Below are 17,892 nucleotides of genomic sequence, written 5' to 3'. Positions count from 1 at the left end.
AGCAGGAGGAGACGCCATGCCGATCGATCGCCGCAATGCCTTGAAGGGAGCGGCCGCGCTCGCCGCTTCCGGTTTCATGCCGAACCGGGCTTTTTCGCAAAGCCGGGCCAATATCCTGCGCTTTATCCCGTCGACGCCCCTGCCGTCGCTCGATCCGATCACGGCGACGAGCTATGTCATCCGCAATCACGGCTATCTGATATATGATACCCTGTTCGCGACGGATGCCCAGTTCGGCATCAAGCCACAGATGGTCGAGGCCTGGGAGACCAGCCCAGACGGCCTGAAGTGGAGCTTCCGTCTGCGCGACGGCCTGACCTTTCATGACGACGAGCCGGTGCGCGCGCAAGATTGCATTGCCTCGATCGCGCGCTGGTCGAAGCGCGACGCCTTCGGCCAGACCTTCGCAACCTTCGTCGAGGGCTACGACGTCGTCGATCAGCGGACCTTCGCCATTCGGCTGAAGAAGCCCTTCCCGATGATGACCGCGGCGCTCGGCAAGCTGTCCTCCAACGTGCCGTTCATCATGCCCGAGCGGGTGGCGATGACGGACCATTTGAAGAACATCACCGAGGCGGTTGGCTCCGGTCCCTGGCGCTTCATGGACAAGCAATGGGTGCCGGGCCAGAACGCGATCTATGAGCGCTTCGGCAAGTACAAGCCGCGCGAGGAAGCGCCGTCCTGGGCCGCTGGCGGCAAGGTCGCCAAGATCGACCGCATCGAGTGGGTGGCGCTGACGGAAGCCTCCGCGGCGGTCGGCGCGCTGATGCAGGGTGAGGTCGACTGGTACGAGCAGCCGCCGGTCGATCTCTTGCCCGTGCTCAAGGGCAACAAGGACATCGCGATCGAGAACGTGCCGCTCGGCCTGTTCCTGCTGATGCGCTTCAACCAGATGCAGCCACCCTTCAACAATCCCGGCATTCGCCGCGCCGTGATGATGGCGGTCAACCAGACCGACTACATGGAGGCCGTCGTCGGCAACAAGGACTACTACAAGGAGGCCAAGACCTTCCTCACGCCCGGCTCGCCGATGTCGACCGGGGCGGGCGGCGCGGAAGCGATGCAGGCCAATCTCGAGAAGGCCAAGGCCATGCTCAAGGAGGCCGGTTACAAGGGCGAGAAGGTCGTGCTGCTCGCGCCGGCCGACCAGCCGATCGCCTATCAGCAATGCCTCGTCACCGAGGATCTGTTCAAGAAGCTCGGCATCAATGCGGAGCTCGTCGCCACCGATTGGGCAAGCTTCATCGGCCGGCGCGCCAATCGCGGCGCGCCCGAGCAGGGTGGCTGGTCGGCTTTCCACACGCTCTGGTCCTGCGCCGATACGCTCAACCCAGCGCTGCATCCGCTGATGCGCGCCAATGGCGGCGCCGCCTGGTTCGGCTGGCCGGACGACCCGACGATGGAAGGCCTGCGCGATCAGTGGATCGCGGAGCCGGATGCGGGAAAGCAGAAGGAGATCGCGGCCTCGCTGGAGCGGCGCGCCTTCGAGGTCGTGCCCTATGTCCCGGCCGGGCTGGTGCAGCAGCCGATGGCCTTCCGCAAGAGCCTGACCGGCATGGTGCTCTCGCCGGTGCAGTTCTTCTGGAACATGGAGAAGAAGGTCTGAGGGGCGTTTGGGAGCGGTTTCCTCGCCAAGCGCGGACGAGGGCGTGGGCTGCGTCTAAGCCCACTCACGGCGTGGAGCGATTGAACAGCTTCGCGCCGGCGGCCCGCGCACTTGCCTCCGTACAGCCCTCGCCGAGCTTGCCGGCGAGGCGCGGGCAGGTTGCGGCCAGGCGCTCCAGCGAGGTGTTTTCCTTGACCCGGACATGGCGCACGCAGACTGCCCCGTGCGGGCCCCAGCCGGCCTCGAACGCCTGGCTCGGGCTGTTCTCCGGCTTCTGGATGGCGTGGATGTCGTAGAGGTCGATAGACATGCCGTCGCGCGTCGTGCCCTCGCCCAGGCCGCAATAGTCGCCGCGCACCATGTGGATGCAGGCATTGTAGATCTCGGCCATGCTCGCACCATCGGGCTGGCTTTGCCACGGGCCGTATCCGAAGCGGACGCATTTGCCCTGCGCGCCCGAGGTGCAGACGATCTCGAAGGCGCCCGGTTCGGCCATACTGATCGCGCCGGTCGCATCGGCGCGGCCGGCGATCGGAAAGCCCTCGCGCGTGCCGTCCGGCGCGGGCTGGCAGAGCGGTTCGGCAGTCGCGGCGTCGCGAAAGTCGTGCAGCAGGCGGCGGCCGGTCGTGTCGGTCGGGTCCTGCCTGATGCCGGCGATGCGGATGCGGATGCGGATGCGCTGGTCGCCCTGCTGGTAGACCAGCACCATCCCGGCCAGCGCCTCGCGCTCGCGCATTGTCCCGTCGCTTAAGCTGACGCGAAACGCGCCCTCATGCGCCTCGACGCCGGTGACCTGGCGGGTTTGGGCGATGGCGGGGGTGGCGAGCAGAGCGAGGAGGAGGATGAGGACACGCAAGGCTGGCTCCTGTCGGGATGCGGCTAGCGTAAACGCGGAACTCCTCTCCACAAGGGAGAGGAGGGCTTGCGGCTGTTACGGAGCGTGCGGTTCAATCGGCCAGTTCGACGCCGACGAGGGTGAGCCCGGTCTGGCCGTCGAGCGAGGCGCCCTGCAGGTTCCGGCCGTTGAGGAAGGTGCCATTCAAGAAGGTACCGTTGATGAAGGTGCCGTTGAGGTTCATACCGTTGAGGGTGAAGCCGTTGGTGAAGAGGCCGTTGAGGGTGAAGCCATTGGGCTCGATGGTGGCGCTGGCGGGAGCGGCGGTGCCGAGGATGGCGGCGGCGAGGGCGGCGGCGGCGAAGATCTTGGTCATGGTCGTTCTCCCTGAGATGCGGGCCGGCGTCAGTGCCGTCCCCGATGGAGAGACAATGCCGGACAACCCGATCGCCTGCTTGAAGAGCGGCTTGCCTTTTGCTTGAGAAACGCTTGATTGTTTCTTGAGATGTGTGGCCGGGCGGGTTCGAAGCGGGAATGCGGTTTGTCTTCGGCGATCACGTGCTCGATGCTGGCCGGCGCGAGTTGAGCCGCGGCGGCTTCGCGATCGCGCTTGAGCCGCAGGTCTTCGACCTTTTGCTCTACCTCCTGCGCAACCGCGAACGCATGGTCAGCAAGGACGACGTGCTCGACAGCGTCTGGCACGGCCGCATCGTCTCCGAATCCTCGCTGACCAGCCGCATCAACGCCGCCCGCAAGGCGGTCGGCGATAGCGGCGAGGCCCAGAGCGTCATCCGCACCGTGCCGCGCAAAGGGTTCCGCTTCGTTGCCGAGGTGCGCGAGGAGGCGGTCGGGCCGCTGCCTGTGCCTGAACTGCCGCCGATCCCGGCATCGCCTTTCGCGGCGCCGGTCGACAAGCCGCTCCTGCTTCCCGAGATGCCTTCGATCGCGGTGTTGCCTTTCAACAATCTGAGCGGCAACCCCGAGCAGGACTATTTCGGCGACGGCCTGGTCGAGGACATCACCACGGCCTTGTCGCGATTGCGCTGGCTGTTCGTGATCGCCCGCAATTCGGCCTTCACCTATAAGGGCAGGGCGGTCGATATACGGCAGGTCGGGCGCGAACTCGGCGTGCGCTATGTGCTCGAGGGCAGCGTGCGGACCGCCGGCGGGCGGATTCGCGTCACCGGCCAGCTGATCGAGGCCGAGAGCGGCAAGCATATCTGGGCCGAGCGCTACGACCGTGCGATGGACGATATCTTCGCGCTTCAGGACGAGATCACCCAGCGGGTCGTCGCGACGATCGAGCCGAGCATCTATGCCGAGGAGGGTTACCGGGCGCAGCTCCACATCGAGCGCCCCGCCGCCTGGGGCCTGGTGATGCGGGCTCTGTCCCTGATCAACCGCCTGCATCGCACCGAAGCCCATGCTGCGATGAAGCTCCTGATGCAGGCGGTCGAGATCGATCCGGCCAATGCGCGCGCCCATGCCTTGATCGCCTGGGCCTATCTGATCGGCGGGCAATGCGGCTGGTATGTCGACGCCGAGCTCACCGAACCATCAGCGCGGCACGCCCAGGCGGCGATGCGGCTCGATCCCGACGAGGCCTGGTCGCGCATGGCCTATGCCTTCTGGCTCAGCAGCGTCTTTCGCCATTCCGAGGCGCTGGCGCTGGCGCGGCAGATGGTCGAGGCCGCGCCGAGCTTCGCGCTCGGGCGCGGCATGTTCGCCTGGATGCTGACGCGCGCCGGCTTTTTCGACGAGGCGGTCCTCCAGGCGGAGCATACGCAACGGCTCAGCCCGGTCGGCACTTATGCCGGGTTCTACAGCTGGATCCATGGTTTCACCCTGATGGGCGCAAAGCGCTTCGAGGAATCCTCGGAAGCCTATTGGCGCTCGCTCGCCGAGTTCCCGGACTGGTCGGGGGCGCTCAACGGGCTGATCTCGGTGAACGGCCATCTCGGCCAGGTCGAGCGGATCCAGCCGCTGATCGCCAGGCTGCGCATCGTCGCCCCGCATTACTCGATCGCGATGCTACGCAAGCGCCTGACCGGGCATGCGCATACCGAGATCATGATCGAAGGTCTGATCAAGTGTGGATTGCCGGAGTAGCGCTTCGCGCGCTTGCGCGCCGCGCCCCATCCCCTTAATCAGCGCGCACCAATAGCGACCACGCGCGAGGCGACCCATGGCGACCCATAAGCTCCTGCTCCTGCCCGGCGACGGCATCGGCCCCGAGGTGATGGCCCAGGTCGAGACCGTGGTCTCCTGGTTCGAGAAGCGGGGCCTTGCCGGCTTCGCGATCGAGAAGGGGCTCGTCGGCGGCTGCGCCTATGACGCGCATAAGCAGGCGATCTCCGAAGGCGACATGAAGCTCGCCCAGGATGCGGATGCCGTGCTGTTCGGCGCGGTAGGCGGGCCGAAATGGGCCGATGTGCCCTATCAGCACCGCCCCGAAGCCGGCCTGCTGCGCTTGCGCAAGGATCTGGGGCTCTTCGCCAATCTGCGCCCCGCCATCTGCTATCCGGCGTTGGCTTCGGCCTCCTCGCTCAAGCCCGAGGTCGTGGAAGGCCTCGACATCCTGATCGTGCGCGAGCTCACCGGCGGCGTCTATTTCGGCGAGCCCAAGGAGATCGTCACGCTGGAGGACGGCTCCAAGCGTGGTGTCGATACGCAGGTCTACACCACGCCCGAGATCGACCGGATCTGCCGCGTCGCCTTCGAGCTGGCGCGCACGCGCCGCAACAAGGTCTCCTCGGCCGAGAAGCACAATGTCATGAAGACCGGCGTGCTCTGGAAGCAGACGGTCACGGCCCTGCACGCCAAGGACTATTCGGACGTCGAGCTCGAGCATGTGCTCGCCGACAACTGCGCCATGCAGCTCGTACGCTGGCCCAAGCAGTACGACGTCATCGTCACCGACAACCTCTTCGGCGATATCCTGTCGGATGTGGCGGCGATGCTGACCGGCTCGCTTGGCATGCTGCCCTCGGCCTCGCTCGGGGCGGAAGATGCCGCCACGGGCAAGCGCAAGGCGCTTTACGAGCCCGTCCACGGCTCGGCTCCGGACATCGCCGGCAAGGGCCTGGCCAACCCGATCGCGATGATCGGCTCCTTTGCCATGGCGCTGCGCTATTCCTTCGGGGCGATCGAGGCCGCTGACCGGCTGGAGGGCGCGATCGCCGACGTGCTCGGCTCCGGCACGCGCACCAAGGACATCGCCGCCCCGGGCACGAACGCCGTCTCGACCAGCGAGATGGGTGCCGCGATCGTCAAGGCGTTGGAGGCGAGGGGCTAACAGGCGAATAGCGAGTGGCAGTCGGCGCTATTCGCCACTCGCCACTCACCATTCGCGCTGCGCCTCTCCCCCTCGTGAATTGCGCGGGACGCTGCGACGTGCGCTAGACTGATCGCATCTGAAACGGAGCATGTCCGTCCGATGTTGATCAAACGCCGCGCTGGCTGGGAGATGCCCGAAAGCCAGGCCACGCCCGAGGCCCTCTTCATGAACCGCCGCGGCCTGCTCGGCGCGGGCGCGGGGCTGATCGCGAGCGCGGCGCTGCCGAAGCTCGCCGCCGCGCAAGGCGCCGACCCGACGCTCGATCTCTACCCCGCAAAGAAGAACACCGCCTACACGCTCGACCGGCCGGTGACGGATGAGGATCTGGCGGCGAACTACAATAATTTCTACGAGTTCGGCACGTCCAAGGATGTCGTTAGCGCGTCCAAGCGGCTGGCGACGCGGCCCTGGATGATCGCGATCGACGGCATGGTCGAGAAGCCGATGGAGATCGGCATCGACGATCTGATCCGCAAAATGACGCTGGAAGAGCGGCTCTATCGCTTCCGCTGCGTCGAGACCTGGTCGATGGCGGTGCCTTGGACCGGCTTCACGGTGAAATCGCTGGTCGAATTCGCCAAGCCGCTCTCATCGGCGAAATATGTGAAGTTCGAGACCTTCATGAACCCGAAGGTCGCGCCCGGCCAGTCGCAGCGCTGGTATCCCTGGCCCTATACCGAGGGGCTGACCATCGCTGAGGCGACCAGCGATCTGCCATTGATGGTGACGGGTATCTACGGCAAGCCGACCCCGCCCCAGCATGGCGCGCCGCTGCGCCTGATCACGCCGTGGAAATACGGCTTCAAATCGGTGAAGTCGATCAGCAAGATCTCCTTCGTCGCCGAGCGTCCCAAGACCTTCTGGGAGGGGCTGCAGGCTTCCGAATACGGCTTCTGGGCCAATGTGAACCCGGAGGTTCCGCACCCCCGCTGGAGCCAGGCGAGCGAGCAGGTGTTGGGCACGCGCGAGCGCCGCCCGACGCTGCTGTTCAACGGCTATGCCGAGCAGGTTGCAGGGCTCTACAAGGGGCTGGAGGGCGAACGGCTGTTCGTGTGATTTATCACGTTGCGGCTAAGGGGGCTCTGTCATCCTGGCGAAGCCCTCGGGTCCGATCTTCGATCGGCCCAAGGATAAACTCCGCGGAGCGCCGGGATACGAAGCGCGTCATGGTCGGGCTTGACCCGACCATCTCGTAAATCAGAGCGCTCTGTTCATGAGATTCTCAGGGCACAAGCCCGAGAATGACGCACTACGATGGATCCCGGAGCTGCGCGGCGGAGCCTGTCCTTGGCCGGCCAAAGGCCGGACCCGAGGGTCGCTTGTCCAGGATGACGGGCGCGGTTCCGCGCCAACTCAAATTGCGCTAGGCAAATGCCATGCAGCACTTCGTTCTCTTCGACACGGCGATCGGCCCCTGCGCGCTGGCCTGGCAGGGCGAGCGCATCATTGGCGCGCAATTGCCCGAGAGGGACGAGGAGACGGCGCGCCGGCGCCTGGCGCGGCGCTTTCCGGAGGCGAGCGAGGCGGCGCCTGTCGCCTTCATTACGAGCGCCATGGACGAGATCCGGGCGCTTCTCCAGGGTGAGCCGCGCGATCTTGCGCATCTGCCGATCGATCTCGACAGCGCACCGGCCTTCAACCGCAGGGTCTATGACGTTGCCCTGACAATCCCGCCGGGCGAGACGCTGACCTATGGCGAGGTCGCTGCCCGTATTGGCGAGCCGGGTGCGGCGCGCGCTGTCGGCGTGGCGCTGGGTTCAAATCCGTGGCCGATCATCGTGCCCTGCCATCGCGTGCTGGCGGCCGGCGGCAAGACCGGCGGCTTCTCCGCCGATGGTGGCGTCGAGACCAAATTGCGCATGCTGACGATCGAGAAAGCGCGCACCAGCGCCGAGCCCAGCCTGTTCGGAGCCTTGCCACTGGAAGCGCGGCGGCGGTAGCAAGCGGGCTCTCGGCGCCCTTCGATCATCCTCCACCGTCATGCTCGGCCTTGTGCCGAGCGTCCACGCCTTGCGGCACCGCTGCTGCGGCTGGCGTGGAAAAGACGTGGGTGCTCGGGACAAGTCCGACCATGACGGCAGTGGTTCGCGCGATATTCCTGATGGTGGACGCGAAAAAAAGGCCGACCCCCGAGGGAGCCGGCCTTTGAAGTTTGAAACATCCAGCGCAAGCGCCAAACATCTCAGAGGGGAACGGCTGCAACGAACTCAACGCCGGGAGGAGGTAGCGGAGCCCGTTGCGAACAACCGTGTCTGCTATATCGGGCAGCAGCTGCCTTTTTGCAATGCAGCATAGATTGTATCAGCTATGCGCCTCGCGCATGATGGGTGCTAAATACTTGTAAATTGTCACGAATTTGTTGGAGTCTTATGCGCCTGACGCAGAAAAGCCGCCTTGCGTGATGCGCAAGGCGGCTTTTGCCTGAAAACCGGGCTCGGATCACATCGCCTTCGGACGGAGACGTCCGAAGGCGATGTGATCGGTTCTAAAGTTTAGAGCATTGCTCTTGCGAAAAACCGGTACCCACTTTTTCGCGCAAGGCTCAGTAAGTCCAGCGCTGCGCCTTCTGAATCAGGAAGTCGCGGAACACCTGCACGCGGGCGACTGACTTCATTTCTTCCGGATAGACCAGATAGCTCTCGAGCTGCGGCATTTCGGTCTCCCGCAGCAACTGCATCAGGGGCGAGCCGGTCTCGATCAGATAATCCGGCAGCACGGCGATGCCGGCCCCCGAATCGACTGCGCGCTTCATCGCGGTGATGTTGTTCACGGTCAGGTGGATCGGGCGCGGGTTGCGCTGGTCGCGGCCCAAAGTACCGAGCCAGTGCACCGCCGTGAGGTAGGATGGCGAGGTGCCGCCGAAGGAGAGGATGCGGTGGTTGTCCAGCTCCTCATAGGTCTTTGGCTCGCCGAAGCGCTTCACATAGGCCGGCGATCCGTAGACGTGGAAATGCACGGTGAAGAGCTTGCGCTGGATCAGGTCGGGCTGTTGCGGCTGGCGCAGCCGGATCGCGATGTCGGCCTCGCGCATCGAGAGATCGAGTTCCTCGTCGGTGAGGATGAGCTCGACCTTGATGTCGGGGTAGAGGTCCAGGAACTCGGCGAGGCGGGGCGTCAGCCAGTGCCCGCCGAGGCCGCGCGTCGCGGTGACCTTGAGCTCGCCGGAGGGGTGCTCGCGCGTCTCCGAAAGCTGGGCGCGGGTTCGCTCCAGGCGCTGCGTCATCTCGCGCGCAGCGCGCCAGAGCAGTTCGCCCTGCTCGGTCAAGATCAGCCCGCGCGTATGCCGATGGAACAAGGGCGCACGCAATTCGCGCTCCAGCGCGCCGATCTGGCGGCTAACCGCAGATTGGCTCAGGCCCAGAACGTCTCCCGCCTTGGTAAAACTGCCGGATTCAGCGACGGTATAAAAAATCCTGATGCGGTCCCAATCCACCGCGGTCCCCCCGTTATGCGTTTCGTGCATGTTGGGGGGCAAAACCATTGCAGGTCAATGTCTGCGTGACATTGATGTTCTTTTTTCGCACTGAATCTGGTGACGAAATCCATCACAATTGGTGATCTATCGCGATGCGATCTCACTCGGCCGCCTGGCGCTGCTCCAATTCGCTCGCCTGCAACCAGCGTTCGGCATCGAGCGCGGCCATGCAGCCGAGGCCCGCTGCCGTCACGGCCTGGCGGTAATGTTCGTCGGTGACGTCGCCGGCGGCGAAAACGCCTGGGATATTGGTCTGGGCGGTGCCGGGGGCGACGTCGAGATAGCCCGAATCACGCATGGCGAGCTGGCCGACGAAAAGCTCGGTTGCGGGCTTGTGGCCGATCGCGATGAAGACGCCGTCGGTCTTGAGTTCGCTTTCCGCGCCGGTCTTGAGGTTGCGCAGGCGCAGATGCGTGACGTTGGGCGGCTGCGTGCCGCCGCAGATCTCGGCGATCTCGCTGTCCCAGACCACCGCGACCTTGGGGTGCTTGAATAGCCGGTCTTGCATCACCTTCTCGGCGCGTAGCGAATCGCGGCGGTGGACCAGCGTGACCTTGCTGGCAAGGTTGGCGAGGTAGAGCGCCTCCTCGACTGCCGTATTGCCGCCGCCGACGACAACGACCTCCTTATTGCGGAAGAAGAAGCCGTCGCAGGTGGCGCAAGCCGAGACGCCGAAGCCCTGGAAGCTCTGCTCGGAGGGCAGGCCGAGCCATTTCGCCTGCGCGCCGGTAGCGACGATCAGCGCATCGCAGGAATAGGTCTCGCCGCCATCGCCCCAGAGCCGGAAGGGCCGCTGGGAGAGGTCGACCTTCGAGATGTGGTCGGAGACCATCTTGGTGCCCATATGCTCGGCCTGGACACGCATCTGCTCCATCAGCCAGGGGCCCTGAATCACATCGGCGAAGCCGGGATAGTTCTCGACATCGGTGGTGATCATCAGCTGGCCGCCGGCCTGTATGCCGGAGATCAGCACCGGCTCGAGCATGGCGCGGGCGGCATAGATCGCGGCGGTGTAGCCGGCGGGGCCGGAGCCGACGATCATGACGCGGGCATGGGTATGGGCCATCGTCTCAAATTCCTGTTCGCGCGGCCGATGCCACGACTTCATTCAGTCAGATACGGTCTCGATCGGTCGGTGCAAGGCCGCACCGGCTCAGGATTCGGCAAGTCCAAGGTCTGCCCGATGCCTGAGCCAGCCCTGGCGGACCGCCTCTGCAATCTCGGCCGTCGAGTCTAGCGGCTCATAGCGCGCTCCAGCAAGATGCCCCTCGAAGTGATGCACAGCGCCTTGCCGCTTCAGCGCCTCCAGGAACTTCGCCAGCTTGCCGTGACCGCCATGCGGTTCGAAGACCAGGATCGGCACGCCGGTCGCGGTCGCCTCGCCGATCATGTTGGTCGAATCCGCCGTCGTGACGATCGCGTCGGCATTGGCGAGCAATGCGACGTAAGGGTTCTCGCCCGTGCCGTCCCACCACCAGCCCTTATGGCGGGCGAAGACCTCTGCGACCGCCGCGTCGAGCGCTGCCGATGTGCGCCGTGAGCGCGAGCCCATCAGCGCCACGCCGGATTGCGCGAGCAGGTCGAGCAGGCCGACGAAGCGCGCGATATCTTCGGGCCGGAAGCGATGGTGCCGGCTGTCGCCGCCGACGATGACTGCCGCGCGTGGCGAGGGCAGCGCCGCGATCGCGGCGGGCGGGTGCGCGCGGGCCTGCGTTAGTTGCTCCGGCGCGAGCCGGTGCGGCGAGGTCGTGGTGACGAGCACGTTCCGTCCGCGCAAACGATCATGCTCGGCGACCCAGATGAAGTCTGCTGCGCTGGTCCCTGTGCGCGGGTCCTTCAGGATGGCGGTGAAGCTGCGGCCGTTCGAGGCCTTCTTGACTGCACGCAGATAGGCGACCGCACGCCGGCCCGAGGCGATGACGATATCGGGGAAGGGCGGGCGAATCGGGCTGCCTTCCCGGTCCGGCCCTTCGCGGGGGTCGATCGGCCCGCGCGGCATCAACCAGACGAAAGGCGCGCGCGGCGCGACGCGTCTGATCTCGGGCACGACGCCGAGTCGTTCGGCCACGCCGAGGCACTGCACCTCGTCGCCGGCCTTGCCATCGGTCAGGATCCAGATTGTCGGGAGCGGGTGGACAGGCAAGGCGGGCGCGCTCCTAGGGCAGGATGCTAAAAAATGGGAACCGGTTTTTCGCATTGATCCGGCTCTCGGCTGGCACGGTCGATGCCTTGTATCGCGTCTGTGCTGCGTCTACACCAGCGCGACCTTCTTTCGGGGCCTTTCGTGCGTTCAAAACTCGACGACATCGACCTGCGCATCCTGCGCGAGCTCCAGGCCGATGGGCGCATGACCAATGTCGAGCTGGCGAGCCGCGTCGGCATCTCGCCGCCGCCTTGCCTGCGCCGCGTCCGGGCGCTGGAGGAGGCGGGGCTGATCACCGGCTATCGCGCCCTGCTCGACGAGCGCAAGCTTGGGCTGGATGTGGTCTGTTTCGCCTTCGTGCATCTCGCCAGCCAGGCGGAGCCCGATCTCGAAGCCTTCCAGGTTCGCATCCGGGCCTGGGATGCGGTGCGCGAATGCTGGAAGCTCTCGGGCGACATCGATTTCATGCTGAAATGCGTCGCGCCCGACCTCAAGGCCTTCCAGGATTTCGTCGGCGATCTGACGGCGCTGCCCAATGTCCGCAATGTCCGCACCGCGCTCGCCTTCGACCGGGTCAAGGACGAGCCAATCGTGCCCTTCGGCTGAAGCCAGAGGTGTGATGCAGCTCATCCTCCGCAAGGCCGTTCCGGACGATCTTCCGACGCTCCTGGCGCTCTATGCCGAGCTCAGCGCCGATGACGAGCTGCCGCGGCCGGAGGACGCCGCGGAGACCTGGGCTGCGATTCTTGCCAACGAGATGGTCACCGTCCATGTCGCCGAAGTCGATGGGCGCGCGGTCGCGACTTGCGTCCTGGTGATCGTGCCCAATCTGACGCGCAACCAGAGCCCCTTCGCCATGATCGAGAACGTGGTGACACTGGCTACGATGCGCGGACATGGTCTGGGCAAGCGCGTCATCCAGGCGGCTTTTGCCCAAGCCTGGGCCGCCGGCTGCTACAAGGTCATGCTGATGACCGGGCGCTCGGACCCCGCCGTCCTGGCCTTCTACGAATCCTGCGGCTTCGTGCGCGGCAAGACCGCCTTCCAGATCAGGCGGCCTCTCGATTAGAGCGTTTTCGAGCGAAGTGGTTACCGGTTCGCGTGAAGAAAACGCGTTAAAACAAAGAGCAGGAGCCGTTGAACGATCCAATCGGATCGGAAACTGCTCTAGCCGCCGACATAGCGCCTGATCCAGCCCGCATTGGTGCGCACCATGCTGTCGATGCGCGCCGTGTCGATGCCAGGCGTGTACCAGTTCCCGGCCATGCCGGCCGAGGAAGAGGACAGCACCGGATAGGTCGCGATGACGCGTCCGTCGGGGCCGATCACTGTCGCTTCCGATTCCATGCCGTCATCGGCTCCTGCCCCGCCAAAGCCGGTCGCTCCGCCGGAATAGCTCGGCATGCTGATGCCCAGCACCCTGACCACGAGCGAAGCGCCGCGGCCTTGCAGGCTGGGCCCGAGCGCGCCTGCGAGCTCACGCTCCATCGCGAGCTTGATGCGCGCCGCATTGGGGCCGAGCCCTTGCGTGGTGAGGCGCGAGACATCGACCTGGACGGCGCTGGCGGCAAGGGCGGAGCGTCCGGTCATGGCCAGGACAATCGGCGCGGCAAGGGCGGCAGAGAGAAGGGCGCGACGGTTCAGCATGATCTGCTCCTGTCATCCCGGCATTCCCGTCGCGACGCGACAGCGATGCCGGCTGCGAAGACCTTAGATCAGGCGCAAGTGCCTCGCCATGGCGCTAGCGCGGTCGTGATCGGGCTTGGTTGTGAGCGGACTTGGGTCGTGATCGAGCTTGGAACGGCTTCAGCCGGAGACGTAGCGCTTGATCCAGGCGGCGTTGGTCTGGATCAGCCCGGTCAGGCGGCGCTGGTCGATATCGGGCAGATACCAGGGGCCGGCCGCGCTCGCGGGCACGGTGGTGAGCACCGGATAGGTTGCGATGATCCGGTTTCCGCGCCCGACCAGCGTGGCCTCGCTGTCAAAGGAATCGGAGCTCTGGCTCGCGCCGCTGCCGACATGTCCGCCGCCACCGCCGCCGCCGGCATAGCTGTTCAGGAAGACGCCGCGCACGGCGACGTTCAGGGTCGGGCCGGCGCCGCGTCGCAAGGTCGGTCCGAGCGCTGCGGTCAGCTCCTGCTCCAGCCCGATCTTGATCGCGAGCGCGTTGGAGCCCCAGCCCTGCGCCGCCAGCCTGGAGACATCGACATGAATCGCGCCGATCGACGGAACCTGTGCCTGGGCCTCGGCGCCGCGCAGGGACGCCAGAACCAGGGCAGGCGCCGCCAAAGAGGCGGCAAGGACGGTGCGGCGGGTGGTCATGAGCCTGTCTCCAGCTACTGGGCGGGAGGATAGCGTGCCGATCCGCCGATTCCCATCCCCGGATGGTGTCTGCGTCACTTTTCACAGAAACATTGGCACGCCCCCGGTATGAACGCGGGGCGCGCGCACAAGTTCAAATCGAAGGGGCGCACCGGCCGCGGCACACCGCGCCGTATGAGGTTGGGGTGCCCCTCTAGCGGTACTGGATGCTGACGACTTCGTAGGACTTGCCGCCGCCGGGCGTGTTGACCTGCACGGAATCGCCGACCTTCTTGCCGATCAGCGCGCGCGCGATCGGCGAGCCGATCGAGACCTTGCCGGACTTCACATCCGATTCCGGCTCGCCGACGATCTGGTAGACCTTCTTTTCCTCGGTATCGTCGTCGATCAATTGCACGGTCGCGCCGAATTTGATCGTGTCGCCGCCGGCGAGCTTGGCGACGTCGATGATGTCGGCGCGGCCGATCAGCGATTCGAGCTCCTGGACGCGGCCTTCATTGAGAGCCTGCGATTCCTTGGCCGCATGATATTCGGCGTTCTCCGAGAGATCGCCATGGGCGCGGGCCTCCGAGATCGCCTGGATGATGCGCTGACGCTGCACCTGCTGGCGATCCTTCAACTCCGCCTCGAGGGCAGCGAAGCCGCCCGCGGTCATAGGAACCTTTTCCATAGTCTCATCCCGAATTGCGAAAGCCAGAAGCCGCCGGCCGCCTGTTTTGCGGCCTGCGTCCGTGGCATTCGTTCATTTTTTAAAACTGCCGAACTCTATGTCCCGCGCGCTGCCGTCAGGCTGCGCGCACGAAATAGGATTGCAGCGATCTAACCTCGAGATCGCCGCTGCAATAGGCCTTGATGCCTTCCGCCGCCGCGATCGCTCCGGCCAAGGTGGTATAATAGGGCACCTTGTGCAAGAGGGCCGTTCGGCGAAGAGAGCGCGAATCCGCCAGCGCCTGCGGGCCGTCGGTGGTGTTGAAGACGAGCTGGATTTCGCCGTTCTTGATGGCGTCGACCACATGCGGGCGGCCTTCCAGCACCTTGTTGATCTTGGCGGCAGCGATGCCTTCCTCCTGCAGCAGGCGCAGCGTGCCGCCTGTCGCGAGGATGCGGAAGCCAAGATCGGCGAGGATGCGCACGCTGGGCACGATGCGCGGCTTGTCCTCGTCGCGCACGGAGACGAAGACAGTGCCCTTGACCGGCACCTTGGAGCCAGCGCCGAGCTGGCTCTTGGCGAAGGCGATGTCGAAGGAGCGGTCGAGCCCGATGACCTCGCCGGTCGAGCGCATTTCCGGCCCGAGCAGCACGTCGACGCCCGGGAAGCGCGCGAAGGGGAAGACCGCCTCCTTGACGCCGACATGGTCGAGCTTCTCCGCCTTCAGCGCGAAGCTCGCCAGGCTCTCTCCGGCCATGATGCGGGCTGCGATCTTGGCGACGGGGATGCCGATGACCTTGGCGACGAAGGGCACGGTGCGCGAGGCGCGCGGGTTCACTTCGAGCACGTAGATGACGCCGTTCTGGATGGCGTACTGCACGTTCATCAGCCCGCCGACATCGAGCGCCAATGCCATCGCCTTGGTCTGGCGCTCCAGCTCGGCGATGGTTTCGGGCGAAAGCGAACGCGGCGGCAGGGAGCAGGCCGAATCGCCGGAATGGATGCCGGCCTCCTCGATATGCTCCATGATGCCGGCGATGAACGCGTCCTTGCCGTCGCTGAGGCAGTCGACATCGACCTCGATGGCATCCGACAGATAGCGGTCGAACAGCAGCGGGTTCTTGCCGAGCACGGTGTTGATCTGCCCGGTCTTGTCGTTGGGGTATTTCGCCTTGACCTCGGAGGGGATCAGGCTGGGCAGCGTGCCGAGCAGGTAGTTCTCGAACTGGGTCTCGTCATGGATGATCGCCATGGCGCGGCCGCCAAGCACATAGGACGGGCGCACGACGAAGGGCAGGCCGAGCTCGGCGACGATCATGCGGGCCTGTTCGACCGAATAGGCGATGCCGTTCTTGGGCTGCTTGAGATGCAGCTTGTCGAGCAGGCGCTTGAAGCGGTCGCGGTCCTCGGCGAGGTCGATCATGTCGGGCGAGGTGCCCAGGATCGGGATGCCGGCCTCTTCCAGGGCGTTCGCCAGCTTCAGCGGGGTCTGCCCGCCGAACTGGACGATGACGCCATGCAGCGTGCCGTTCTGCTTCTCCGTGTCGAGGATCTCGAGCACGTCCTCAGCAGTCAGCGGCTCGAAATAGAGCCGGTCCGAGGTGTCGTAATCGGTCGAGACGGTCTCGGGATTGCAGTTGACCATGATGGTCTCGTAGCCGGCGTCGCGCAGCGCGTAGCAGGCATGGCAGCAGCAATAGTCGAACTCGATGCCCTGGCCGATGCGGTTGGGGCCGCCGCCGAGGATGACGACCTTCTTGCGGTCGGACGGACGCGCCTCGTCATCGGCCTTGCCGGCGAAGGGCATGGCATAGGTCGAGTACATATAGGCCGTCGGCGAGGCGAATTCGGCGGCACAGGTGTCGATGCGCTTGTAGACGGGCCTGACGTCGAGCGAGCGGCGCAGTGCCTTGACCTCGGCCTCGGTCTTTCCGGCGACCGCAGCGAGGCGCTTGTCGGAGAAGCCCATCGCCTTGACCTGGCGGAAGGCGCCCGGCGTCTGCGGCAGGCCGTGGGCGCGCACCTTCTCCTCGATGTCGACGATCTCGCGCATCTGGGCGAGGAACCAGGGGTCGATCTTGCAGCTCTCATGGATCTGCTCGTCGGTGAAACCGAAGCGCATGGCCTGGGCGACATGCAGGATGCGGTCGGGCGTCGGCGTCGAGAGCGCGGCCTTGATCGCGTTCTTGTCGTCGCCATGGCCCATGCCGTCGACCTCGATCTCGTCGAGGCCGTCGAGGCCGGTCTCCAGCGAGCGCAAAGCTTTCTGGAGCGATTCCTGGAAGGTCCGGCCGATCGCCATCGCCTCGCCGACCGACTTCATCGCGGTCGTCAGCGTCGGCTCGGCGCCGGGGAATTTCTCGAAGGCGAAGCGCGGAATCTTGGTGACGACATAGTCGATCGTCGGCTCGAAGGAGGCAGGCGTCGCGCCGCCGGTGATGTCGTTCTCGATCTCGTCGAGCGTGTAGCCCACTGCCAGGCGCGCCGCGACCTTTGCGATCGGGAAGCCGGTCGCCTTGGAGGCGAGCGCCGAGGAGCGCGAGACGCGCGGATTCATCTCGATGACGATCATGCGGCCGGTCTCGGGATCGACCGCGAACTGTACGTTCGAGCCGCCGGTCTCGACGCCGATCTCGCGCAGCACCGCCAGCGAGGCGTCGCGCATGATCTGGTATTCCTTGTCGGTCAGCGTCAGCGCCGGCGCCACCGTGATCGAATCGCCGGTATGGACGCCCATCGGGTCGATGTTCTCGATCGAGCAGACGATGATGCAGTTGTCCTTCTTATCGCGGACGACCTCCATCTCGTACTCTTTCCAGCCGAGCACGCTCTCCTCGATCAGGACCTCGCTGGTCGGCGAGGCGTCGATGCCGCGCTCGACGATGTCGATGAACTCGCTCTTGTTGTAGGCGATGCCGCCGCCGGTGCCGCCCATGGTGAAGGACGGTCGGATGATCGCGGGAAGGCCGATGTCGTCGAGGGCGTCGAGCGCCTGGCCGAGCGTCTTGATCTGGTGCGAGCGCGGCGTGTCGAGGCCGATCTTGGTCATCGCGTCGCGGAAGAGCTCGCGGTCCTCGGCCTTGTCGATGGCTTCGGCGGTCGCGCCGATCATCTCGACGTCGAACTTCTCCAGCACGCTGATCAAGCGGCCCGAGGCATCCGTCAACGACTTCTTGTTGAGCGAGAGCGCGCAGTTCAGCGCGGTCTGGCCGCCCATGGTCGGCAGCAGGGCGAAGCCGCCGGGCAGGACGTGCCGCTCCTTCTCGATGATCTTGGCGACGACTTCGGGCGTGATCGGCTCGACATAGGTCGCATCCGCCAGGTCCGGGTCGGTCATGATCGTGGCCGGGTTCGAATTGACCAGGACGATGCGGTAGCCCTCGGCCTTCAGCGTCTTGCAGGCTTGGGTGCCGGAATAGTCGAACTCGCAGGCCTGGCCGATAATGATGGGGCCGGCGCCGATGATCAGGATCGTCTTGATGTCTGTGCGCTTGGGCATGGTCTCTGGCCAATGTTCGCGGGCGC

The 17,892-nt window shown here is 65.5% G+C and carries 16 protein-coding genes; 7 read left to right on the top strand and 9 right to left on the bottom strand.

From position 1 onward, the window contains the following. Positions 1–16 precede the first annotated feature (16 nt). Positions 17–1,606: an ABC transporter substrate-binding protein gene (locus BHK69_RS26310; protein WP_069692687.1), complete on the top strand. Its 1,590-nt coding sequence runs from the start codon at positions 17–19 to the stop codon at positions 1,604–1,606. A 64-nt stretch (positions 1,607–1,670) separates the two neighbouring features. On the opposite strand, the gene BHK69_RS26305 is transcribed toward BHK69_RS26310, so the two are convergent. After that, positions 1,671–2,462 (bottom strand): ADYC domain-containing protein, encoded by a 792-nt coding sequence (locus tag BHK69_RS26305; RefSeq protein ID WP_069692686.1) that lies wholly within the window; start codon positions 2,460–2,462, stop codon positions 1,671–1,673. A 91-nt stretch (positions 2,463–2,553) separates the two neighbouring features. After that, the gene (locus BHK69_RS26300; RefSeq protein ID WP_069692685.1) at positions 2,554–2,817 is read right to left on the bottom strand and encodes a hypothetical protein; all 264 of its coding nucleotides are present in this window, start codon (positions 2,815–2,817) and stop codon (positions 2,554–2,556) included. 158 nt (positions 2,818–2,975) lie between these two features. On the opposite strand from BHK69_RS26300, the gene BHK69_RS26295 reads away from it, so the two are divergent. The 4 genes from BHK69_RS26295 to BHK69_RS26280 all read left to right on the top strand — a co-directional run bounded on the left by BHK69_RS26295 (position 2,976) and on the right by BHK69_RS26280 (position 7,718). Next, positions 2,976–4,550: a winged helix-turn-helix domain-containing tetratricopeptide repeat protein gene (locus BHK69_RS26295; RefSeq protein ID WP_069692684.1), complete on the top strand. Its 1,575-nt coding sequence runs from the start codon at positions 2,976–2,978 to the stop codon at positions 4,548–4,550. A gap of 76 nt (positions 4,551–4,626) precedes the next feature. Continuing rightward, the gene (gene leuB, locus BHK69_RS26290; RefSeq protein WP_069692683.1) at positions 4,627–5,736 is read left to right on the top strand and encodes a 3-isopropylmalate dehydrogenase; all 1,110 of its coding nucleotides are present in this window, start codon (positions 4,627–4,629) and stop codon (positions 5,734–5,736) included. Between the two features lie 141 nt (positions 5,737–5,877). Then, positions 5,878–6,834: a protein-methionine-sulfoxide reductase catalytic subunit MsrP gene (gene msrP / locus BHK69_RS26285; RefSeq protein ID WP_069692682.1), complete on the top strand. Its 957-nt coding sequence runs from the start codon at positions 5,878–5,880 to the stop codon at positions 6,832–6,834. A 320-nt stretch (positions 6,835–7,154) separates the two neighbouring features. Further along, the gene (locus BHK69_RS26280) at positions 7,155–7,718 is read left to right on the top strand and encodes a methylated-DNA--[protein]-cysteine S-methyltransferase (protein WP_069692681.1); all 564 of its coding nucleotides are present in this window, start codon (positions 7,155–7,157) and stop codon (positions 7,716–7,718) included. A gap of 602 nt (positions 7,719–8,320) precedes the next feature. Here the strand turns inward: BHK69_RS26280 and BHK69_RS26275 are convergent. From BHK69_RS26275 to BHK69_RS26265, 3 genes are all read right to left on the bottom strand, one after another. Beyond that, positions 8,321–9,211 (bottom strand): LysR family transcriptional regulator, encoded by an 891-nt coding sequence (locus tag BHK69_RS26275; RefSeq protein WP_069692680.1) that lies wholly within the window; start codon positions 9,209–9,211, stop codon positions 8,321–8,323. 142 nt (positions 9,212–9,353) lie between these two features. Further along, a complete protein-coding gene (gene trxB, locus BHK69_RS26270; protein WP_069693980.1) occupies positions 9,354–10,319 on the bottom strand; it encodes a thioredoxin-disulfide reductase in 966 nt (321 codons plus the stop codon). A gap of 87 nt (positions 10,320–10,406) precedes the next feature. Further along, entirely contained in the window at positions 10,407–11,396 is a 990-nt protein-coding gene (locus tag BHK69_RS26265; RefSeq protein WP_069692679.1) for a mitochondrial fission ELM1 family protein, read from the bottom strand. A 141-nt stretch (positions 11,397–11,537) separates the two neighbouring features. On the opposite strand from BHK69_RS26265, the gene BHK69_RS26260 reads away from it, so the two are divergent. Both BHK69_RS26260 and BHK69_RS26255 read left to right on the top strand, forming a co-directional pair. After that, positions 11,538–12,002: an Lrp/AsnC family transcriptional regulator gene (locus BHK69_RS26260; RefSeq protein ID WP_069693979.1), complete on the top strand. Its 465-nt coding sequence runs from the start codon at positions 11,538–11,540 to the stop codon at positions 12,000–12,002. A gap of 13 nt (positions 12,003–12,015) precedes the next feature. Continuing rightward, a complete protein-coding gene (locus BHK69_RS26255; protein WP_069692678.1) occupies positions 12,016–12,465 on the top strand; it encodes a GNAT family N-acetyltransferase in 450 nt (149 codons plus the stop codon). A gap of 98 nt (positions 12,466–12,563) precedes the next feature. On the opposite strand, the gene BHK69_RS26250 is transcribed toward BHK69_RS26255, so the two are convergent. From BHK69_RS26250 to carB, 4 genes are all read right to left on the bottom strand, one after another. Beyond that, a complete protein-coding gene (locus BHK69_RS26250; protein ID WP_069692677.1) occupies positions 12,564–13,043 on the bottom strand; it encodes a hypothetical protein in 480 nt (159 codons plus the stop codon). 159 nt (positions 13,044–13,202) lie between these two features. Next, entirely contained in the window at positions 13,203–13,718 is a 516-nt protein-coding gene (locus BHK69_RS26245; protein WP_069692676.1) for a hypothetical protein, read from the bottom strand. Positions 13,719–13,911: 193 nt separating this feature from the next. Then, complete coding sequence (greA, locus tag BHK69_RS26240) at positions 13,912–14,388, bottom strand: transcription elongation factor GreA (RefSeq protein ID WP_069692675.1); 477 nt, start codon at positions 14,386–14,388, stop codon at positions 13,912–13,914. 115 nt (positions 14,389–14,503) lie between these two features. Continuing rightward, a complete protein-coding gene (gene carB / locus BHK69_RS26235) occupies positions 14,504–17,866 on the bottom strand; it encodes a carbamoyl-phosphate synthase large subunit (RefSeq protein ID WP_069692674.1) in 3,363 nt (1,120 codons plus the stop codon). Positions 17,867–17,892: the final 26 nt, after the last annotated feature.

It is taken from the genome of Bosea vaviloviae (assembly GCF_001741865.1).
Classification (GTDB): domain Bacteria; phylum Pseudomonadota; class Alphaproteobacteria; order Rhizobiales; family Beijerinckiaceae; genus Allobosea; species Allobosea vaviloviae.
This window is presented reverse-complemented; position numbering and strand designations above follow the sequence as displayed.